The organism is Aeromicrobium fastidiosum, assembly GCF_017876595.1.
GTDB lineage: Bacteria > Actinomycetota > Actinomycetes > Propionibacteriales > Nocardioidaceae > Aeromicrobium > Aeromicrobium fastidiosum.
This window is the reverse complement of the sequence record NZ_JAGIOG010000001.1, coordinates 2,368,676-2,386,010: the sequence shown is the minus strand read 5'-3', so window position 1 is coordinate 2,386,010 and position 17,335 is coordinate 2,368,676. Positions and strand designations below refer to the sequence as shown.

Annotated in this window: 19 protein-coding genes; 12 read left to right on the top strand and 7 right to left on the bottom strand. The window is 71.3% G+C overall.

Annotated features, from left to right (window positions below; genetic code table 11):
• The first annotated feature begins 15 nt into the window (after positions 1–15).
• From JOF40_RS11820 to JOF40_RS20015, 7 genes are all read left to right on the top strand, one after another.
• Entirely contained in the window at positions 16–1,641 is a 1,626-nt protein-coding gene (locus tag JOF40_RS11820; RefSeq protein ID WP_129185064.1) for an FAD-dependent oxidoreductase, read from the top strand.
• Between the two features lie 20 nt (positions 1,642–1,661).
• Positions 1,662–2,381, top strand: coding sequence for a histidine phosphatase family protein (locus tag JOF40_RS11815; protein ID WP_129185065.1), 720 nt, complete (start codon positions 1,662–1,664; stop codon positions 2,379–2,381).
• 9 nt (positions 2,382–2,390) lie between these two features.
• Positions 2,391–2,969, top strand: a complete 579-nt coding sequence (locus tag JOF40_RS11810; protein WP_129185066.1) for a DUF3090 domain-containing protein — start codon at positions 2,391–2,393, stop codon at positions 2,967–2,969.
• The gene (locus JOF40_RS11805; RefSeq protein WP_129185067.1) at positions 2,966–3,736 is read left to right on the top strand and encodes an SCO1664 family protein; all 771 of its coding nucleotides are present in this window, start codon (positions 2,966–2,968) and stop codon (positions 3,734–3,736) included. Before JOF40_RS11810 ends, JOF40_RS11805 begins: the two co-directional genes overlap by 4 nt.
• Positions 3,737–3,764: 28 nt before the next feature.
• Entirely contained in the window at positions 3,765–4,586 is an 822-nt protein-coding gene (locus tag JOF40_RS11800) for an NAD-dependent epimerase/dehydratase family protein (RefSeq protein ID WP_129185068.1), read from the top strand.
• Positions 4,587–4,695: 109 nt separating this feature from the next.
• Positions 4,696–5,778 (top strand): alkene reductase, encoded by a 1,083-nt coding sequence (locus JOF40_RS11795; protein WP_129185069.1) that lies wholly within the window; start codon positions 4,696–4,698, stop codon positions 5,776–5,778.
• A gap of 70 nt (positions 5,779–5,848) precedes the next feature.
• Positions 5,849–5,980, top strand: a complete 132-nt coding sequence (locus tag JOF40_RS20015; protein WP_281064704.1) for a hypothetical protein — start codon at positions 5,849–5,851, stop codon at positions 5,978–5,980.
• 10 nt (positions 5,981–5,990) lie between these two features.
• On the opposite strand, the gene JOF40_RS11790 is transcribed toward JOF40_RS20015, so the two are convergent.
• Together JOF40_RS11790 and JOF40_RS11785 are read right to left on the bottom strand one after the other, a co-directional pair.
• Positions 5,991–7,499: an ABC1 kinase family protein gene (locus JOF40_RS11790; protein WP_129185070.1), complete on the bottom strand. Its 1,509-nt coding sequence runs from the start codon at positions 7,497–7,499 to the stop codon at positions 5,991–5,993.
• Between the two features lie 57 nt (positions 7,500–7,556).
• The gene (locus JOF40_RS11785; protein ID WP_209674555.1) at positions 7,557–8,081 is read right to left on the bottom strand and encodes a CGNR zinc finger domain-containing protein; all 525 of its coding nucleotides are present in this window, start codon (positions 8,079–8,081) and stop codon (positions 7,557–7,559) included.
• 100 nt (positions 8,082–8,181) lie between these two features.
• Between JOF40_RS11785 and JOF40_RS11780 the strand changes: the two genes are divergently transcribed.
• Positions 8,182–9,033: an alpha/beta fold hydrolase gene (locus JOF40_RS11780; RefSeq protein WP_129185071.1), complete on the top strand. Its 852-nt coding sequence runs from the start codon at positions 8,182–8,184 to the stop codon at positions 9,031–9,033.
• Positions 9,034–9,066: 33 nt separating this feature from the next.
• Here JOF40_RS11780 and JOF40_RS11775 read toward each other — a convergent pair whose 3' ends face one another.
• Entirely contained in the window at positions 9,067–10,065 is a 999-nt protein-coding gene (locus tag JOF40_RS11775; protein WP_129185072.1) for an NAD(P)H-dependent flavin oxidoreductase, read from the bottom strand.
• Between the two features lie 298 nt (positions 10,066–10,363).
• Here JOF40_RS11775 and JOF40_RS11770 point away from each other — a divergent pair, with 298 nt between their 5' ends.
• Both JOF40_RS11770 and JOF40_RS11765 read left to right on the top strand, forming a co-directional pair.
• A complete protein-coding gene (locus JOF40_RS11770) occupies positions 10,364–10,642 on the top strand; it encodes an HU family DNA-binding protein (RefSeq protein WP_129185073.1) in 279 nt (92 codons plus the stop codon).
• A 133-nt stretch (positions 10,643–10,775) separates the two neighbouring features.
• A complete protein-coding gene (locus JOF40_RS11765; protein ID WP_129185074.1) occupies positions 10,776–12,107 on the top strand; it encodes an alpha-hydroxy-acid oxidizing protein in 1,332 nt (443 codons plus the stop codon).
• 34 nt (positions 12,108–12,141) lie between these two features.
• On the opposite strand, the gene JOF40_RS11760 is transcribed toward JOF40_RS11765, so the two are convergent.
• Together JOF40_RS11760 and JOF40_RS11755 are read right to left on the bottom strand one after the other, a co-directional pair.
• Complete coding sequence (locus JOF40_RS11760) at positions 12,142–13,665, bottom strand: catalase (protein ID WP_129185075.1); 1,524 nt, start codon at positions 13,663–13,665, stop codon at positions 12,142–12,144.
• Positions 13,666–13,751: 86 nt separating this feature from the next.
• A complete protein-coding gene (locus JOF40_RS11755; protein ID WP_129185076.1) occupies positions 13,752–14,522 on the bottom strand; it encodes an IclR family transcriptional regulator in 771 nt (256 codons plus the stop codon).
• 172 nt (positions 14,523–14,694) lie between these two features.
• Here JOF40_RS11755 and JOF40_RS11750 point away from each other — a divergent pair, with 172 nt between their 5' ends.
• Both JOF40_RS11750 and JOF40_RS11745 read left to right on the top strand, forming a co-directional pair.
• Positions 14,695–15,399, top strand: coding sequence for a CoA transferase subunit A (locus JOF40_RS11750; protein ID WP_129185077.1), 705 nt, complete (start codon positions 14,695–14,697; stop codon positions 15,397–15,399).
• Complete coding sequence (locus tag JOF40_RS11745; protein ID WP_129185078.1) at positions 15,396–16,043, top strand: CoA transferase subunit B; 648 nt, start codon at positions 15,396–15,398, stop codon at positions 16,041–16,043. Before JOF40_RS11750 ends, JOF40_RS11745 begins: the two co-directional genes overlap by 4 nt.
• Here the strand turns inward: JOF40_RS11745 and JOF40_RS11740 are convergent.
• Both JOF40_RS11740 and JOF40_RS11735 read right to left on the bottom strand, forming a co-directional pair.
• A complete protein-coding gene (locus tag JOF40_RS11740; RefSeq protein ID WP_129185079.1) occupies positions 16,027–16,809 on the bottom strand; it encodes a TspO-related membrane protein in 783 nt (260 codons plus the stop codon). The genes JOF40_RS11745 and JOF40_RS11740 overlap by 17 nt on opposite strands.
• A complete protein-coding gene (locus JOF40_RS11735) occupies positions 16,806–17,246 on the bottom strand; it encodes an SRPBCC family protein (RefSeq protein WP_129185080.1) in 441 nt (146 codons plus the stop codon). Before JOF40_RS11735 ends, JOF40_RS11740 begins: the two co-directional genes overlap by 4 nt.
• Positions 17,247–17,335: the final 89 nt, after the last annotated feature.

Genomic DNA, 17,335 nt, shown 5'->3' with positions numbered 1-17,335 from the left:
GGGACGAAGCCAGCCATGACCTACGTCGTCACCCAGGCCTGCTGCGCCGATGCCTCGTGCATGTCGGTGTGCCCGGTCAACTGCATCCACCCGGCTCCGGGTGAGCCCGACTTCGGGCACACCGAGATGGTCTACGTCGACCCCAACAGCTGCATCGACTGCGGCGCGTGCGCCGATGCGTGCCCCGTGTCGGCGATCAAGCCGCTCGAGCTGCTGACGGGCGACGAGCAGGTCTTCGGCGACATCAACGCCGCGTTCTACGACGACCGGTCGGTTGAGCTGACGTGGTCGGCACCGACGTTCCCGGTCGTCGAGGCACCCCGTGATCGTCCGCTGCGGGTCGCGGTCGTCGGCACCGGACCGGCCGCGTCCTACGCGGCCCGTGAGCTGTTGACGACGTCATCGGCGCACGTGTCGATGATCGACCGCCTGCCCGTCGCGGGTGGGCTGGTGCGGGCGGGCGTCGCTCCCGACCACCCCGACACCAAGCGGCTCGCCGAGATGTTCACCTGGACGTACGACCACCCCCGCACGCGGATGTTCCTCAACGTCGACGTCGGCACCGACGTCACCCACGACGACCTGCTCACGCACCACGACGCCGTGGTCTACGCGGTCGGCGCACGTCTCGACCGGCCGCTCGGCGTCCCCGGCGAGCAGCTGCCCGGCGTGCACGGCTCCCCCGAGGTCGTCGGCTGGTACAACAGCCACACCGACGTGCCCGCCTCCGCGGTCGACGTCGCGACCGACCGAGTCGTCATCGTCGGCAACGGCAACGTCGCCCTCGACGTCGCACGCATCCTGCTGGGCGACGTGACGGCGCTCGAGCGCACCGACATCGCCGACCACGCCCTGGCGGCGCTGCGGTCCGCGCCGGTGCGCGAGGTGGTCGTCGTCGGACGACGCGGCCCCGGCCAGGCGGCATTCACGCGCCCCGAGCTGCTCATGATGCCCCGCGGCATCGACGTCGTGATCGAGGCCGACGGCCAGGTCGCCGACGAGCTCGCGGCCGCGGCACCCGGCTCGAAGGCCGCGATGCTGCGTGACCTGCCGCTGGTCGACGTCGACTGGACGCGCCCGCCGCAGGCCGACGGTCGCCGCCTCGTCCTGGCCTTCCACCGCACGGTCGACGAGATCACCGGCACCGACCGCGTCGAGGGTGTCCGGCTCGGCCGCGTCGGCACCGACCGCGCCACCGTCGTCCCCACGGGTCTGGTCGTCCGGTCGACGGGCCACCGCGGATCACCCGTCGCCGACCTGCCGTTCGACCCCGCCACGGCGACGATCCCGCACGACGCCGGACGCGTCGTCGACCCGGCGACGGGCGAGCCCCTGCCCGGCGCCTACGTCGTCGGCTGGATCAAGCGCGGCGCCGTCGGCGGCATCGGTGCCAACCGCACGGACGCGCAGGAGACCGTGGCGACGCTGCTGGGCGATGCGCGCGAGGGCCGGCTGCCTGCTCCGGCCAAGACGGGTACCCGGACGTTCGCCCGCCTGCTGCGCTCGCGCGGCGTCGACGTCGTCGACCGGCGACGCATGCGCAGGATCGACGCGGGCGAGCGCAGGCGCGGGGCCAGCACCGGTCGTCCACGGGTCAAGTTCGCGACGGTCGAGGAGATGCTCGGCGGCCGGCCGCGCTGAGCCCCCGTAGGCTCGGCGGCATGGCCACAGTCATCCTGGTGCGGCACGGCCGCACCACCGCCAACGCGACCGGCGTGCTCGCCGGCCGCACCGCCGGCGTCCGACTCGACGACGTCGGACGCGCGCAGGCCGACCGCACCGGCGAACGCCTGGCGGTCGTCCCGCTCGTCGGCCTCGTGTCGAGCCCCTTGGAGCGGTGCCGACAGACGTCGAAGGCGATCCTCGCGCGCCAGGCCGAGGCACCGACCGGCCCGATCACGCCGGTCATCGACAAGGCGATCACGGAGTGCGACTACGGCGACTGGCAGGGTCGCAAGCTCAGCGAGCTCGCGAGCGAGGACCTCTGGAAGGTCGTGCAGACGCAGCCCTCGGCGGCAGCCTTTCCCGGCGGCGAGGCGATGCACGCGATGCAGGCCCGCGCGGTCGCCGCGATCCGCCGGCACGACGCGGCGTTCGAGGCCGAGCACGGACCCGGCGCGGTGTGGGTCGCGGTGAGCCACGGCGACGTCATCAAGTCGATCCTCGCCGACGCCCTCGGCATGCACCTCGACCTGTTCCAGCGCATCGGTGTCAACCCCGCCTCTGTCTCGATCGTCCGCTACGGGGCCAGCCGGCCCGACGTCGTCTCGACCAACACCGACGCCGGCGACCTGTCGTGGCTCAAGGCCGCTCCCGCGCCGGCCGACGCCCAGGTGGGCGGCGGGGCGGGCCACGAAGCGCCCGTCACGACCCGCTCCTAGGATGGACACATGCCACCCACAGTGCACGGATTCGACTGGCCCGACCGCGTGGTCGTCGGCACCGTGGGCCAGCCCGGGGCGCGCACGTTCTACCTCCAGGCACAGCAGGGATCGCAGCTCGTCAGCGTCGCGCTCGAGAAGGAGCAGACCGTCGCCCTGTCCGAGCGCATCGAGGAGGTCCTCGACGAGCTCATGGCCGAGGAGGGCAACCCCTACAGCGTCCCGGCGCTGACGCCCGAGGGGCTGGTCGACAACGAACCGCTCGCCCAGCCCGTCGAGGAGCAGTTCCGTGCCGGCGCGATGAGCCTCGGCTGGGACCCCGCGACGCTGCAGATCGTGATCGACGTCTACCCGATCCTGGTCGTCGACCTCGACGTCGACGAGCTCGCGGCGGAGCAGGAGGTCGAGATCGAGGTCGAGATCGAGCCGGAGGAGGTCGTGCGGATCCGCATCCCCGTGGGCACCGCCCGGGCGTTCGCCAAGCGCACCCGTGAGGTCGCGGGGGCCGGACGCCCGATCTGCCCGCTGTGCAGCGTCCCGATGGACGGCGACGACCACGTCTGCGAGCTTCCCGAAGGGTTCCGGTGACGATCGACGCCGATCTCGCCGGCGGCGACATCGAGCTCGAGGGACGCGTCATGCCGGCGTCCAACGCGACCTTCGTCGGGACGATCGGCGGCACCCGCGTCGTCTACAAGCCCGTCGCGGGCGAGCAGCCGCTGTGGGACTTCCCCGACGGCAACCTGGCATGCCGTGAGGTCGCCGCGTACCTCGTGTCTGAGTCGTTCGGCTGGGACGTCGTGCCCCGCACCTGGCTGCGCGACGGGCCGATGGGCGTCGGCATGGTGCAGCTGTGGCAGGAGGTCGACCCGGCGCAGGACGCCGTCGACCTCGTCGCCGCCTCGGCCGTCCCGGAGCACGGGTGGCGGCACGTCTTCGACGGCTACGACGCGCAGGACCGGCCGATCTCGCTGATCCACGAGGACTCCGCCGCACTGCGGCGCATGGCGGTGTTCGACGTCGTGACCAACAACGCCGACCGCAAGGGCGGGCACGTGCTCGAGCTGGCCGGCGGCCACCGCCACGGCATCGACCACGGCCTCACGTTCCACGCCGAGCACAAGCTGCGGACAGTCCTGTGGGGCTGGGTCGGCGAGCCGCTCGACGCCGACGAGCTCGACGGCGTGCGGCGCGTCCGCGATGCGCTGGCTGGCGATCTGGGCACGGCGCTCGACGAGCTGGTGACCGATCTCGAGCTCGGGGCCTTCGCCGCCCGCTGCGACCGCCTGATCGCGGCCGGCACGTTCCCCCGTCCCCGCGGCGAGATGCCCGCGATCCCCTGGCCGCCGTTCTGATGGGCAGCGTTCTGATGGGCACCGTCTGATGGCCGGTGACGCGCTGCTGGTGGGCTGCGGCGACCTCGGGGCCGACATCGGGCTGCGGCTGGCAGCCCTCGGGCACGACGTCGTCGCGATCCGGCGACGGGCCGAGCTGGTGCCCGCTCCGCTGCGGGGCGTCAGCGCCGACCTCACCGCCGCGCCGCCGGACCTTCCCCCGCTCGGGCTCGAGCACCTGGTCATCGCCCTGACGGCCCGGCCCCGCAGCGAGGAGTCGTACCGCGCGACGTACGTCGACGGGATGGGCCGGGCGCTCGATGCACTGGAGGCGGCAGGCCACTCGCCCCGTCGCGCCGTGCTCATCTCGTCGACGGCCGTGCTGGGCGACGCCGGGCCGGGCCAGCTGCTCGACGAGACGACGCCGTGCCACCCGACCGACGGGCCTGGGCGGATGCTCCTGGAGGCCGAGCGACTGTTCGCCGACCGGGTACCGGGCGGCACGGTGCTGCGGCTGTCGGGCCTGTACGGGCACGGCGAGCCACGGCTGGTCGACCAGGTGCGCCGCGGCGACGTCACCGACCCGCACCGGTGGACCAACCGCATCCACCGCGACGACGCCGCTGCTGCCGCCGTGCACCTGCTCACCCGCGCCGACCCGCCCCTGCCCCTCTACCTCGGCACCGACGACGAGCCGTCCCTGCTGGGCGACGTCGCAGCCTTCGTGGCCGGACGAATCGACGCTCCGCAGCCGCCCGCGGCCGATGCGGCGCAGGGGCACGGCAAGCGGCTGTCGAACGCGCTGCTCCGTGCCAGCGGATGGGTGCCCGAGTACCCGACGTACCGCGAGGGCTACGGCTCGCAACTCTGAACCGTGTCCGGTTCGCCACACGCCCGACCGGGAATGACCGGCGCGGGCGGGCGTTGACCTCGGAGGCACGCGTCCACCGACGGTGCCTCCGCAACGTTCAGGAGCAGTCATGTCAGATGTGTTCGAGCCGATCAAGGTCGGTGCCTGGGATCTTCCGCAGCGCTTCGTGATGGCGCCGCTGACCCGTAACCGCGCCGGTGAGAAGCAGGTCCCCCGCGACATCGCCGTGACCTACTACGGCCAGCGCGCCGGGGCCGGCCTCATCATCACCGAAGGCACTCAGCCCAGCGCTGTGGGCCAGGGCTACCTGAACACCCCCGGCATCCACTCCCCCGAGCAGATCGAGGGCTGGCGCGCCGTAGCTGACGAGGTGCACGCCAAGGGCGGGCGCATCGTCGTCCAGCTCATGCACGTCGGACGCATCGCGCACCCCGACAACAAGCACGGCCTCGAGACCGTCGCACCCAGCTCGATCCAGCTCGAGGGCCAGATCATCACCGCCGGGGGCCAGCTCGACCACGCGGTCCCGCGCGCGCTCGAGACCGACGAGATCGCCGGCATCGTCGAGGAGTTCGTGCACGCCTCGCGCAGCGCGATCGAGGCCGGTCTGGACGGCGTCGAGCTGCACGCCGCCAACGGCTACCTGCTGCACCAGTTCCTCGGCCCCAAGTCGAACGTCCGCACCGACCAGTACGGCGGCTCGCCCGAGAACCGTGCTCGCCTGGTGATCGAGGTCGCGCAGGCCGTGGTCGAGGCGATCGGTGCCGACAAGGTCGGCATCCGCATCTCCCCCGCCCACAACGTGCAGGGCGTCGTCGAGGAGGACGCCGCCGACGTGGCCGCGACCTACGGGTCCCTGGTCGACGGCCTCGCACCGCTGGGCCTGGCCTACCTCAGCGTGCTGGCCGATCCGTCGACCGAGCTGTTCGCCGACCTGCGCACCCGCTTCGGCGGCATCGTGATCGCGAACACCGGCTTCGCCAGCGTGACACAGCTCGACGAGGTCAAGCAGATCGTCGACGGCGGACAGGCCGATCTGGTCGCGGTCGGTCGCGAGTTCATCGCCAACCCCGACCTGGCCGAGCGCTGGCGCACGGGGGCCGAGCTCAACGAGCCGAACCCCGAGACGTTCTACGGCGGCGACGCCGAGGGCTACACCGACTACCCGACGCTGGCCGAAGCCGCGCAGTAGTCGGCGCGGACGTACGACCCCAACGGCGGGGATCCGCTTGGATCCCCGCCGTCGGGGTACGTGCCGTCGCATGAGGATCGCACGCGGACTGACCGCCATCGGCATCGCCAAGAGGGTCTACGACGAGGCTCGCAAGCCCCAGAACCAGGCCCGCATCAAGTCCGCGGTCGACAAGGCGCGGTCGCGCAAGCGAACCCGCTGACCGGCACCACCTACGCCACCGCTGCGGCGAGGCCCGTCTCGGGGTCTGACAGCAGGTCGAGCAGGATGCCCTGCACGACCTCCAGGACGTCGGTGTCCGGGGCGACGCTCGCCGCGAAGCCCGACAGGTAGAGCAGGTTCTTGAAGAACAGCACGAGGTCCTTCGGCATCCGGAAGCCGTTGCGGGCCAGCACCTGCAGGAGGCGTCCCAGGGTGACGCCGAGCTGGTCGAACGTCACCTGTCCGTGGGCCCGCTCCTGCAGCAGGTCGAGCTCGACCTGCAGCTCGGCGACGATCGTGTCGAGCGGGGCGCCGTGCTCGATGGCCCCGAAAGATTGCATCGCCTCGACCTGACCGCGGGCGTCGTTGCCGGCCCAGGCTGCGAGGTACTGCACGAGGCCCGCTCGCTGGACAGCCGTCAGACGTCCGGCGATGCCGAAGTCGACCAGCGAGAACGTGCCGTGGTCCTCGTCGATCAGGACGTTGCCGGCGTGCAGGTCGCCGTGGAAGACACCGTGCCTGAGCGTGGCCTCGACGACGCCGCGGATGCCCGTCGTGAGCAGCCGCTCACCGTCGAGGTGGCGCGTGGGGTCAAGGCGCGAGTACGAGACACCCGGCAGCAGCTCCATGACCAGGACCTTCTCGGTGACCATGCCGGGGATGGGGCGCGGCGCGATCATGTGATCGGCCCCCATGGCCTCGAGCACCGCGCTGGAGTCGACCAGGTTGGCCGCCTCCAGCCGGAAGTCGAGCTCCTCGAGCGCCAGCTGGGCGAACAGCTCGACGAACCCCGTGAGGTTGGCCGACCGGGCATTCTCGTTGACGCGTTCGGCGGCCGCCGCGGCGAGGGCCAGGGTCTCGATGTCGGTGCGGAACCTGCGCCGCAGCCCCGGACGCAGCACCTTGATGACGACGTCGGTGCCGTCGGTCAGCCGCCCGCGATGCACCTGGCCGATCGATCCTGCGGCGAGCGGCTCGTCGTCGATCCACTCGAGCCGGTCGCGCTCGGGGCCCAGCTCGCGGGCGATGACCTCGAGCGCAACACCGACGGGCAGCTTCGGTGCCTCGTCGCGGCACCACGCGAAGGCCTTGACCCACTCATCGGGCACGAGTCCGTCGCCGGTCGCGATGAACTGGCCGAGCTTGACGTAGGCGGGGCCACTCGTGCGCACCAGCCGCTGCACGCGGGCGAGCGTGCTCGTGCTGGCCCGCGGCGGCTCGACCCGCAGACCGACGGCAGCCGAGGCGAGCGCCAGCAGCTGGAACGGCGCGGCAGGCGCGGCGGCGCTCACCATGCGCCACCCCGTCGTCGCCAGCGACGCGATCGTGTCGGGCCAGATGCGGGGCGTGGCGAGCCGGCTGGCCTCACGCGCCACGACAACTCGCTGGTCGACCGCGTCGTGGTGCCAGCGCAGCGCCTGCTCGGTGAGGCCTGGGATCGCGGCGAGACGGGCAGAGTCACGGATCAGGTGGTCGACGCGCGGGAGCTGCGGGATCGTGCGGTCAGCGTGGACACTCATACCGCGAGAATCTCACATACTTGGAGTATGCACGAGGGGTGCGCGGCGTGCGTCCCGTCACCCGACCGGGGTCGCGTCGTCTCCCGCTCGGGTGCGTGCGTAGTGCCGGCGGGCCTTCGTGCGGTTGCCGCACTGGTCCATCGCGTGCCAGCGGCGGCGGTTGGCCGCGCTGCGGTCGATCAGGAAGTGCTGGCAATCCGGGTCGGCGCACGGACGGATGCGCGACCCACTGGGTGACTGCAGCGCGTCCCACTCCTCGACGGCCCGTGCGCCCACGACGAGACGGTCGGGGACGTCGAGCGTCCACTCCAGGCGACCGGACCGCAGCTCAGCGCGCCGGCGCATCGCCGTGACCCACGGGTCGAGCGTCTCGACACCCGACAGGCCGCGCAGCAGCTCGACCAGCACGGGTCGCACCTCGCGAGCCCCGGCGATCTCGTCGGCCGAGCCCGATCCGCCGCGGCGACGCAGCCACGCGGCAGCCTCCGTGTCGTCGCCGATCTCGTCGCGCACCCCATCGGGCCAGACGATGCGGGAGTTGACGAGGTCGAGCAGCAGCGACGGCGTCTCGGCAGCGTTCATGTTCTAACCATATCCCGTTGGTTGACCAGTTAGGACGCATGTGGTCAGATAGTTCTAACCAGATGAAACACGTCATGTGGTTACATGAAGGAGGGGCACCATGTCGTTCGTCACCGTCGGCCAGGAGCAGGGCCAGGACATCCAGCTGTTCGTCGAGGACCACGCGCCGCTGAGCGACAGCGGCTCGGGGCAGACCGTCGTGCTGATCCACGGCTACCCGCTCGACGGCCGCTCGTGGGAGAAGCAGACCCGCGCGCTGCTCGAGGCGGGCTACCGCGTCGTGACGTACGACCGCCGCGGATTCGGCCAGTCGAGCCAGCCGACCGTGGGCTACGACTACGACACGTTCGCGTCCGACCTCAACCACGTGCTGGAAGCGCTCGACCTGACCGATGTCGTGCTGGTCGGCTTCTCGATGGGCACGGGCGAGGTCGCTCGTTACATCAGCACCTACGGCAGCGCGCGCATCGCCAAGGCCGCCTTCCTCGCCTCGCTCGAGCCGTTCCTGCTGCAGACCGACGACAACCCCGCGGGCGTCCCGGCCGAGGTGTTCGACGGCATCAAGAAGGCCGCGACCGACGACCGCTTCGCCTGGTACGACGACTTCTACCGCGACTTCTACAACCTCGACGAGAACCTCGGCACCCGCATCAGCGAGGCCGTCGTCCGTGGCAGCTGGAACACCGCCGTGGGTGCCTCTTGGTTCGCCGCGTCGGCCGTCGTCCCGACCTGGCTGACCGACTTCCGTGCCGACATCCCGACGATCGACGTCCCGTCGCTGATCGTGCACGGCACCGCCGACAACATCCTGCCGATCGACTCGACGGGCCGGGAGTTCACCAAGCTGCTGCCGTCGGCCACCTACGTCGAGATCGAGGGCGCTCCGCACGGCCTGCTGTGGACACACGCGCAGGAGATCAACACGATCCTCCTCGACTTCCTGGCCAGCTGATCGACGCGGCGATCTCGGCCTGATCCGGGCGGGTCAAGCCGACGTCGCGGGCACCGGTCGCGCGTCGGCGAGGTGCCGCACGCGCTCGAGCGCCTCGTCGTACTCCGCGGCGAGCTGGGCCACGAGCTCGGCGACCGACATGCGCTGACGGATGGCACCGATGCCCTGCCCGGAGCCCCAGATGTCCTTCCACGCCTTGGCACCGGCGCCGGAGCCGGAGCCGAAGTTCATGGCGGACGGGTCGGAGACCGCGAGGTCGTCGGGGTCGAGCCCCGCGGCCTCGATGCTGCCGCGCAGGTAGTTGCCGTGGATGCCCGTGAACAGGTTGCTGTAGACGATGTCCTTGGCCGCGGAGTCGACGATCATCTGCTTGTAGCCGTCGGCCGTGTTGGCCTCGTGCGTCGACAGGAAGGCCGATCCGACGTACGCGAGGTCGGCACCGGCGGCCTGCGCGGCCAGCACGGAGCTGCCGTGGGCGATGGCCCCCGAGAGCAGGAGCGGACCGTCGAACCACTCGCGGATCTCACGGAGCAGGGCGAAAGGCGACTGCGCTCCGGCGTGCCCGCCCGCGCCGGCGGCGACCGCGATGATGCCGTCGGCACCCTTCTCGATCGCCTTGTGCGCGTACTCGTTGCTGATGACGTCGTGCAGCACGATGCCGCCGTAGGAGTGGACGGCGTCGTTGATCTCCGGCCGAGCGCCCAGCGACGTGATGACGATCGGCACGCGGTGCTCGACGATGACGGCCATGTCCTGCTCGAGCCGGTCGTTGGAGCGGTGCACGATCTGGTTGACCGCGAACGGAGCGACCGGTCGTCCCGGGTTGGCGCCGGCGAACGTCGCGTTCTGCTCGACGATCTGGTCGATCCAGTCGCCCAGCAGGCTCGCCGGACGGGCGTTGAGCGCCGGGAACGAGCCGATGACCCCGGCCTGGCACTGCGCGGTCACGAGCTCGGGCCCCGAGCAGATGAACAGCGGCGAGCCGACGACGGGCAGGGCCAGCCGGCCGGCGAGTGCGGGGACGAGTGCCATGGGGGCTCCTGGAGACGTGAGGCGGGTGCGGCGCGACGCCGCGTCCTGAGCCTAGAAGACCTCGATCGCTTATGCAACCAGTTGCATACGGCGCGTGACGGACGGCACGGATGGTGATGCATCGTGACCCGCGGGCGGTCACCAGGCATCAGGTTCGGTGCTCACAGAGGGCCCAAAGGCCCCAATCTCCACGACATACAGGGCAAAACACCCGGCAGGACGCGAGTTTGTCCCCCGGAGCCGCTAGTGTCGGACCGGTGCCGTCAGGCACGACCACGATCAACCTTCAGGAGAACCTGTGAACAAGAACGAGCTCATCGCACACGTCGCCGACAAGACCGGCTCGTCGAAGGCCGACGCGGGCGCTGCCCTCGACGCCGTGCTCGACGGAATCGCCGACCAGCTCGCCGAGGGCAACCAGGTCGTCCTCGCCGGCTTCGGCACCTTCGAGACGCGTGACCGCGCCGCTCGCACGGGCCGCAACCCGCAGACCGGCGAGTCGATCGACATCGCCGCCTCGACGTCGGCCGCGTTCAAGCCCGCCGCTGCGCTCAAGCGCAAGGTCGCCGGCAACTGATCCAGCCACACCACGAGAGGCGGCACCCCACCCGGGGTGCCGCCTCTCGTGCGTCCGGGTCGAGCCGTTCAGCGACCGCGACGTCCCGGCTAACCTCGCGGTGCCGAGCACCGCACCGACCCGTGGAGAACCGATGACCCCGACCGATCGCACCGCCACCCCCGCAGCGCAGCCCACCGAGGTGGGGCCGGGACGCCGTCGCCAAGGCGAGATCTACCAGGCGGGCACGGTCGGACGCCTCCCGGTCGTCCCGACGAGCTTCGAGGAGCTCGAGCGCCGGGCGCGACGCGCCAGCTCGACGAAGGGCTGGGCCTATGTCGCGGGCGGTGCCGGCGAGGGCCGGACGATGCGCAACAACCGGGCCGCCTTCGACCGCTGGGCGATCGTGCCGCGCATGGCGCACGGCGGAGCCACACGCGACCTGTCGGTCGACGTCGCTGGCACCCGGCTGTCGTCGCCGCTGCTGCTCGCGCCCGTCGGGGCCGGGCAGCTGATCGACGCCGACTGCGATCTGCACGTCGCGCGCGCGGCCGCGGCCACCGGCGTCCCCTACGTGTTCACCAACCAGGGCGGCACCCCCATGGAGGAGTGCGCCGCCGAGATGGGCTCGACACCCCACTGGATGCAGCTCTACTGGAGCACCGACGAGGGCCTCGTCGACAGCCTCATCCAGCGCGCCGAGGCCAGCGGGGCCGCGGCGCTCGTCGTCACGCTCGACACGACGACCCTCGGCTGGCGGCCGCAGGACCTCACGCTCGGGTCGCTGCCGTTCGCGAAGGGCCTCGGCATCGGCCAGTACACGTCAGACCCCCGGTTCCGCGAGATCGTCGCCGACCGCATCCGCGCCGCGAAGGCGTCCGGTGCGACCTCCGACGTCAAGATCACACCGGGTGCCGTACGGGCGCTGCTGGCGATGACCCGCAACCACCCGGGCTCGTTCTGGAAGAACCTGCGCCACCCCGTGCCGCGGGCGTCGGTCGAGACGTTCCTCGACATCTACTCCAACCCCGGCCTCAGCTGGGACCACATCGCGACGCTGCGCGACCGCACCTCGCTGCCCGTCGTGCTGAAGGGCATCCTTCACCCCGACGACGCGCGCACGGCCCTCGAGCTCGGGGTGGACGCGATCGTCGTGTCCAACCACGGCGGTCGTCAGGTCGACAGCTCGATCGCCTCGCTCGACGCGCTCATCGCGATCCGCGACGCTATCGGCCCCGACCCCACCGTGCTGCTCGACAGCGGCATCCGCACGGGTGCCGACGTGTTCATGGCCCTCGCGCACGGGGCGGACGCCTGCCTGCTGGGCCGCCCCTACATGTACGGGCTCGCGGTGGGCGGCCAGCGCGGCGTCGAGGAGGTCGTCGCCAACATCGTCGCCGAGCTCGACCTCACGATGGCGCTGACGGGTGCGACCGATGTCAAGGACGTCCCGCGCGACATGGTGGTGCCCAACCCGTCACGCTGACCGGGTCGGGCACCGCCGTCGTCCCACCTCGCGGTCAGGCCTTGTCCTGCATGCTCGAGCGGGCGTCGTTGCCCTGCTCGTCGGCCTTCGGGTCCTTCTCGTCGGCCTTGTCGCGCACGCCCTGCTGGATCTTCGCGCCGAGATCGGCGTCGATCTGCGTCCAGTAGTCGAAAGCACGGGCCAGCACCGGCTCGCTCACGCCGTTGAGCAGGTGGCCGACGACGTTGTCGACCAGGCGCCCGCGCGCCGCTTCGTCCATGACCTCACGGACGAGCGTGCCGGCCTGCGTCCAGTCGTCGTCCTCGGGCCGCAACGTGTAGGCGGCGCGCACCATCTCACCGTCCGAGCGCCAGCGACCGCCGTCGTCGGTCAGCGACGGATCGGCCGCCGGACCGCCGTACGAGTTGGGCGCGTAGACCGGGTCGGTCACGTTGTCCATCCGCATCAGCCCGTCCTTGGAGTAGCTGTTGACCGGCGACTTGGGCCGGTTGACCGGGATCTGGCGGTAGTTGACGCCGAGCCGGGCGCGGTGCGCGTCGGAGTAGCTGAAGCCGCGGGCCAGCAGCATCTTGTCGGGAGACAGGCCCGTGCCGGCCACCGAGTTGTTGGGCTCGAACGAGGCCTGCTCGATCTCGGTGTGGTAGTCGGTGACGTTGCGGTTCAGCGTCAGGCGACCCACCTCGTGCAGCGGGTAGTCGGCGTGCGGCCACACCTTGGTGAGGTCGAACGGGTTGATGCGGTACGTCTTGGCGTCCTCGAACGGCATGATCTGCATGTGCAGCGTCCAGCTGGGGTGGTCGCCGTCGCGGATGTGCTCGAACAGGTCGCGCTGGTGGTAATCGGTGTCGGCGGACGCCATCTGGTCGGCCTCGTCCTGCGTGAAGCACTCGATGCCCTGATCGGTCTTGAAGTGGTACTTGACCCACGACTGCTCGCCTGCGGCGTTGATCCACGAGTAGGTGTGGCTCGAGTACCCGTTCATGTGGCGCCACGTGCGCGGGATGCCACGGTCGCCCATCAGCCACGCCACCTGGTGCGCCGACTCGGGCACAGCCGTCCAGAAGTCCCATTGCATGTCGTGGTCGCGCAGGTTGTTGTCGGACCGCCGCTTCTGCGAACGGATGAAGTGCTGGAACTTCATGGGGTCGCGGATGAAGAAGACCGGCGTGTTGTTGCCGACCATGTCGAAGTTGCCCTCGGACGTGTAGAACTTCAGCGAGAAGCCACGGGGATCGCGCCACGTGTCCGGGCTGCCGCGCTCGCCGGCGACGGTCGAGAACCGCGACAGCACCTCGGTCGTGGTGCCGGGCTGGAAGACGGCCGCGCGAGTGAACTCGCTGACGTCGTGGGTCACCTCGAAGGTGCCAAAGGCTCCGCCGCCCTTCGCGTGCGGCTGGCGCTCCGGGATGCGCTCGCGGTTGAAGTTGGCCATCTGCTCGATCAGGTAGTGGTCCTGCAGCAGGAGCGGCCCGTCGGGGCCGACCGACAACGAGTACTCGTCGCTCGCGACCGGGATGCCGGCATCGGTGGTCGTGGGGCGCTGGTCGGGTTCGGTCATCGCGTGTCCTTGTCGTCGGCGGTGCGCGGTCGCCCGTCGATCACGGGCGTCCTCTGCACGTACCCGACCCCGACTCGGCACAAACCTCAGGTGTCGCGTCGGGCCAGCCGGCGTCCCAGCCGGTGCGCCTGGTCGAGCAGGAGCGTCCCCAGCTCTGCACGCCGCTCCGACCGGAACCGCGACTCGACACCGGTCAGGCTCAGCGCCCACCGCGGCGATCCGAGCGCGTCGAACACCGCGGCGCCCATCCCCCAGCTGCCCTCGACGACGAGACCGGGATTGGTCGCATAGCCGTCGCGCCGGGTCTCGGCGACGCGGGCCTCCAATGGGGAGCGCTCGTGCCCCGCACCCCACGCCGCACCGAGATCGACCCGCGACAGGTAGTCGTCGACGTCGCGGTCCGGCAGGTGCGCGAGGATCACGAGCCCCGCCGACGCGACGCCGAGCGGAAAGCGGACGCCCTCGTGCAGGACGTGCGAACGCAGCGGAAAGCTGCCGTCCTCGCGCACCAGGCACACCGTCTCGTCGCCTCGCCGGATCGAGAAGAAGGCGCTCTCCCCCGTCTCGGACGCAAGTTCCGAGACGATCTCGCGGGCAGCGTCGGTGACGTCGTACCGCGGCGCGGCGGCCTGGCCGAGCAGGTAGAGCTCGGGCCCCAGGTGCCAACGACCGGACGCCGCCGTGCGGTCGACCAGCCCCTGCTCGGCCAGTGTCGTGAGCAGCCGATGAGCGGTCGGACGGGCGAGGCCGGCCCGTCGGGCGAGGCCCGCGGTCGTGCCACCGTCCGGTTCCTCGGCCGCGAGCGCGCGGAGCACGGCACCCAGACGGACGGCGACGGGATCACGTGGCTGGGTCATGACCGGCAGCATAGCGTCCATCCAGTGGACGCTGAGTGCCTTGGCCGATCGTCACCCGAGCACTTCCGTGCGGTCGACTGGCCAGTCGTTGACGGTCCGTCCACGACGCGGTTCAGTGGTACTGCGTCCGCCCACCGGACGCCAGCGACCAGCAGCCCGACGAGGGGATGGCATGACCAAGACCAGCACCGCCACGGACGCCCTGACCCCGCACCTGCGCGACCGCATGACGATCGCGGTCGGCGGATTCGGCCTCAGCGGCATCCCCACCGAGCTCATCGAGACGGTGCGCGACGCGGGCGTGCGAGACCTGACGATCGTCTCCAACAACATGGGCGTCGACGGCCTCGGGCTCGGTCTGCTGCTCGAGAACCAGCAGGTCACCAAGGTCATCTCCTCGTACGTGGGCGAGAACAAGCTCTTCGCGCAGCAGTATCTCGACGGGACGCTCGAGGTCGAGTTCAACCCGCAGGGCACCCTCGCCGAGCGGATGCGGGCCGGCGGGGCGGGCATCCCGGCCTTCTACACCCGCACGGGCGTCGGCACGAGCGTCGCCGACGGCAAGCCCCTCGCGGAGTTCGACGGCGTGACATACGTGCAGGAGCGGGCGATCGTCGCCGATCTGTCGCTCGTCCACGCCCACACCGGCGACCCGTACGGCAACCTGCGCTACCGCCTCGCCGCCCGCAACTTCAACCCCGCCGTCGCGACCTGCGGACGCGTGACGGTCGCCGAGGTCGAGCACCTCGTCGACGCCGTCGACCCCGAGCTCGTGCAGACCCCGGGCGTGTACGTGACGTCGGTCGTGCACACCGTCGGCCGCACCAAGCACATCGAGAAACGCACGACCCGACCCCCGACGGAGGCCTCCGCATGAGCTGGACCCGCGACGAGATGGCGGCGCTGGCCGCGCACGAGCTGCGCGACGGTGATTACGTCAACCTCGGCATCGGCATCCCGACGCTCGTGGCCAACCACATCCCCGACGGGGTGTCGGTGACGCTGCAGTCGGAGAACGGCATCCTCGGGATGGGCCCGTTCCCGGTCGAGGGCACCGAGGACCCCGACCTGATCAACGCCGGCAAGCAGACCGTCACGGTCGTGACCGGCGGCTCGTTCTTCGACTCGACCGAGTCGTTCGCGATGATCCGCGGCGGCAAGGTCGACATCGCGGTGCTGGGTGCCATGCAGGTCGCCGCCAACGGAGACCTCGCCAACTGGGCCGTGCCCGGTGCCCTGGTCAAGGGGATGGGCGGCGCGATGGATCTCGTGGCGGGCACGCGTCGCATCGTCGTGCTGACCGATCACGTCGCGAAGGACGGCTCATCCAAGATCGTGCAGGAGTGCACCCTGCCGCTGACGGGTGCCGGGGTCGTCGACCGCGTCATCACCGACCGCGCGGTGCTCGACGTCCGCGACGGCGCGCTGGTGCTGGTGCGGCTCGCGCCGGGTCACGACGTGGACTCGGTGCGTGCCGCGACGGGTGCACCGTTCACGGTCGAGCTCAGCGACGCGGGCTGAGCTCCGGGGCCCGGCGGCGACCCGCCACCCGGACGGCGACGAGCGAGGCCACGAGCACGGCGGCAGCGACCGCTGCCGTGACGACGACCTCCGCGGTGCCGTCGGCGCCGCCGGTGACCGCGATGCCGAACAGCGCCCACGTGCCCGCCACCGCGTACGTCACGACTCCCCTCGTCATGACGGTCAGCAGGACGAGCGTGGCCGCGGCGATGACGAGCGCCACGAGCTGCCACCCGAGGTCGTCGGCCTCGACCGCTCCTGCGTCGACCAGCGCGGTCGAGACGTTGAGGAAGAACGCCGCGGTCACCCATCCTGCGTACAGGCCGACCGACGCCCTCGTCAGCCGCGCGAGCCAGCGCGGTGCGGCGTGCTCGCGCGAGACCGTGAGCACCGCGTCGACGCCGGCGACGAGCATCAGCAGCAGGGCCGCCGCGGTGGCCGCGCTGCTGTCGAAGCCGGCCAGCACGATCCACAGCGCCCCGCCGAGGTAGAGCACCACAAGGTCGACCTGCAGCCGCCGCGACACCGTGGGGCCACCGTCGCGACCCACGACCAGCACAGCTATCGCCTGGGCGATGGCCAGGGCGTAGATGACCCCCCAGATCGAGAACGCCCAGCCGACCGGGGTGATCAACAGGTCCGGCCCCGATCCGGCACCGGGCGAGCTGCCGGGGCCGTTGATCGTCACGATCGGCGCGATGACCTCGAGCACCGCCGCGGCCAGCACCACCCACGCCAGCCGCCGTCGATCGAGTCGTGCCGTCACGAGGCGCGCCGGTTCTCGACGAGGTAGCCGAGCCGCCGCAGCGTCTCGGCGTTGCGCCAGCGCAGCGCGACATCGTTCACGGGGTCGGGCACGAGGACGCCGGGTCCTGCGGTCGGCTCCTCCGCGATGGTGATCTCGGTGCCGCTCCCGGACGCCGTCAGGCCGATGTCGACCTCGGCCTCACCGAGCGGCCAACCCTTGGCCCGCAGCCGGATGCGGCGGCCCGGGACGGATGCCAGCACCGTGGTGCGGTCGTCGATGAGCAGCGGCCAGACACCGACGGAGTGGTGGATCGAGCTGTCCTCAGCCGGCCACGCTTCGTCGACGCTGCGGATGCGGGAGGCCCCGACGACCCACAGGGCGTAGGACCAACCGTCCGCCAGGACGGACCACACCTCGTCGGGAGTCGCGCGGACTGTCGTCGTGTTGACACTCATGCAGCACCCGTACCCCGACGGCGGTGCGGCAACCCGCTGCCTGCGAGGCGGCGAGGGGCCCAGCCGCGCTCCGGTCGGGCCCCTCTCCG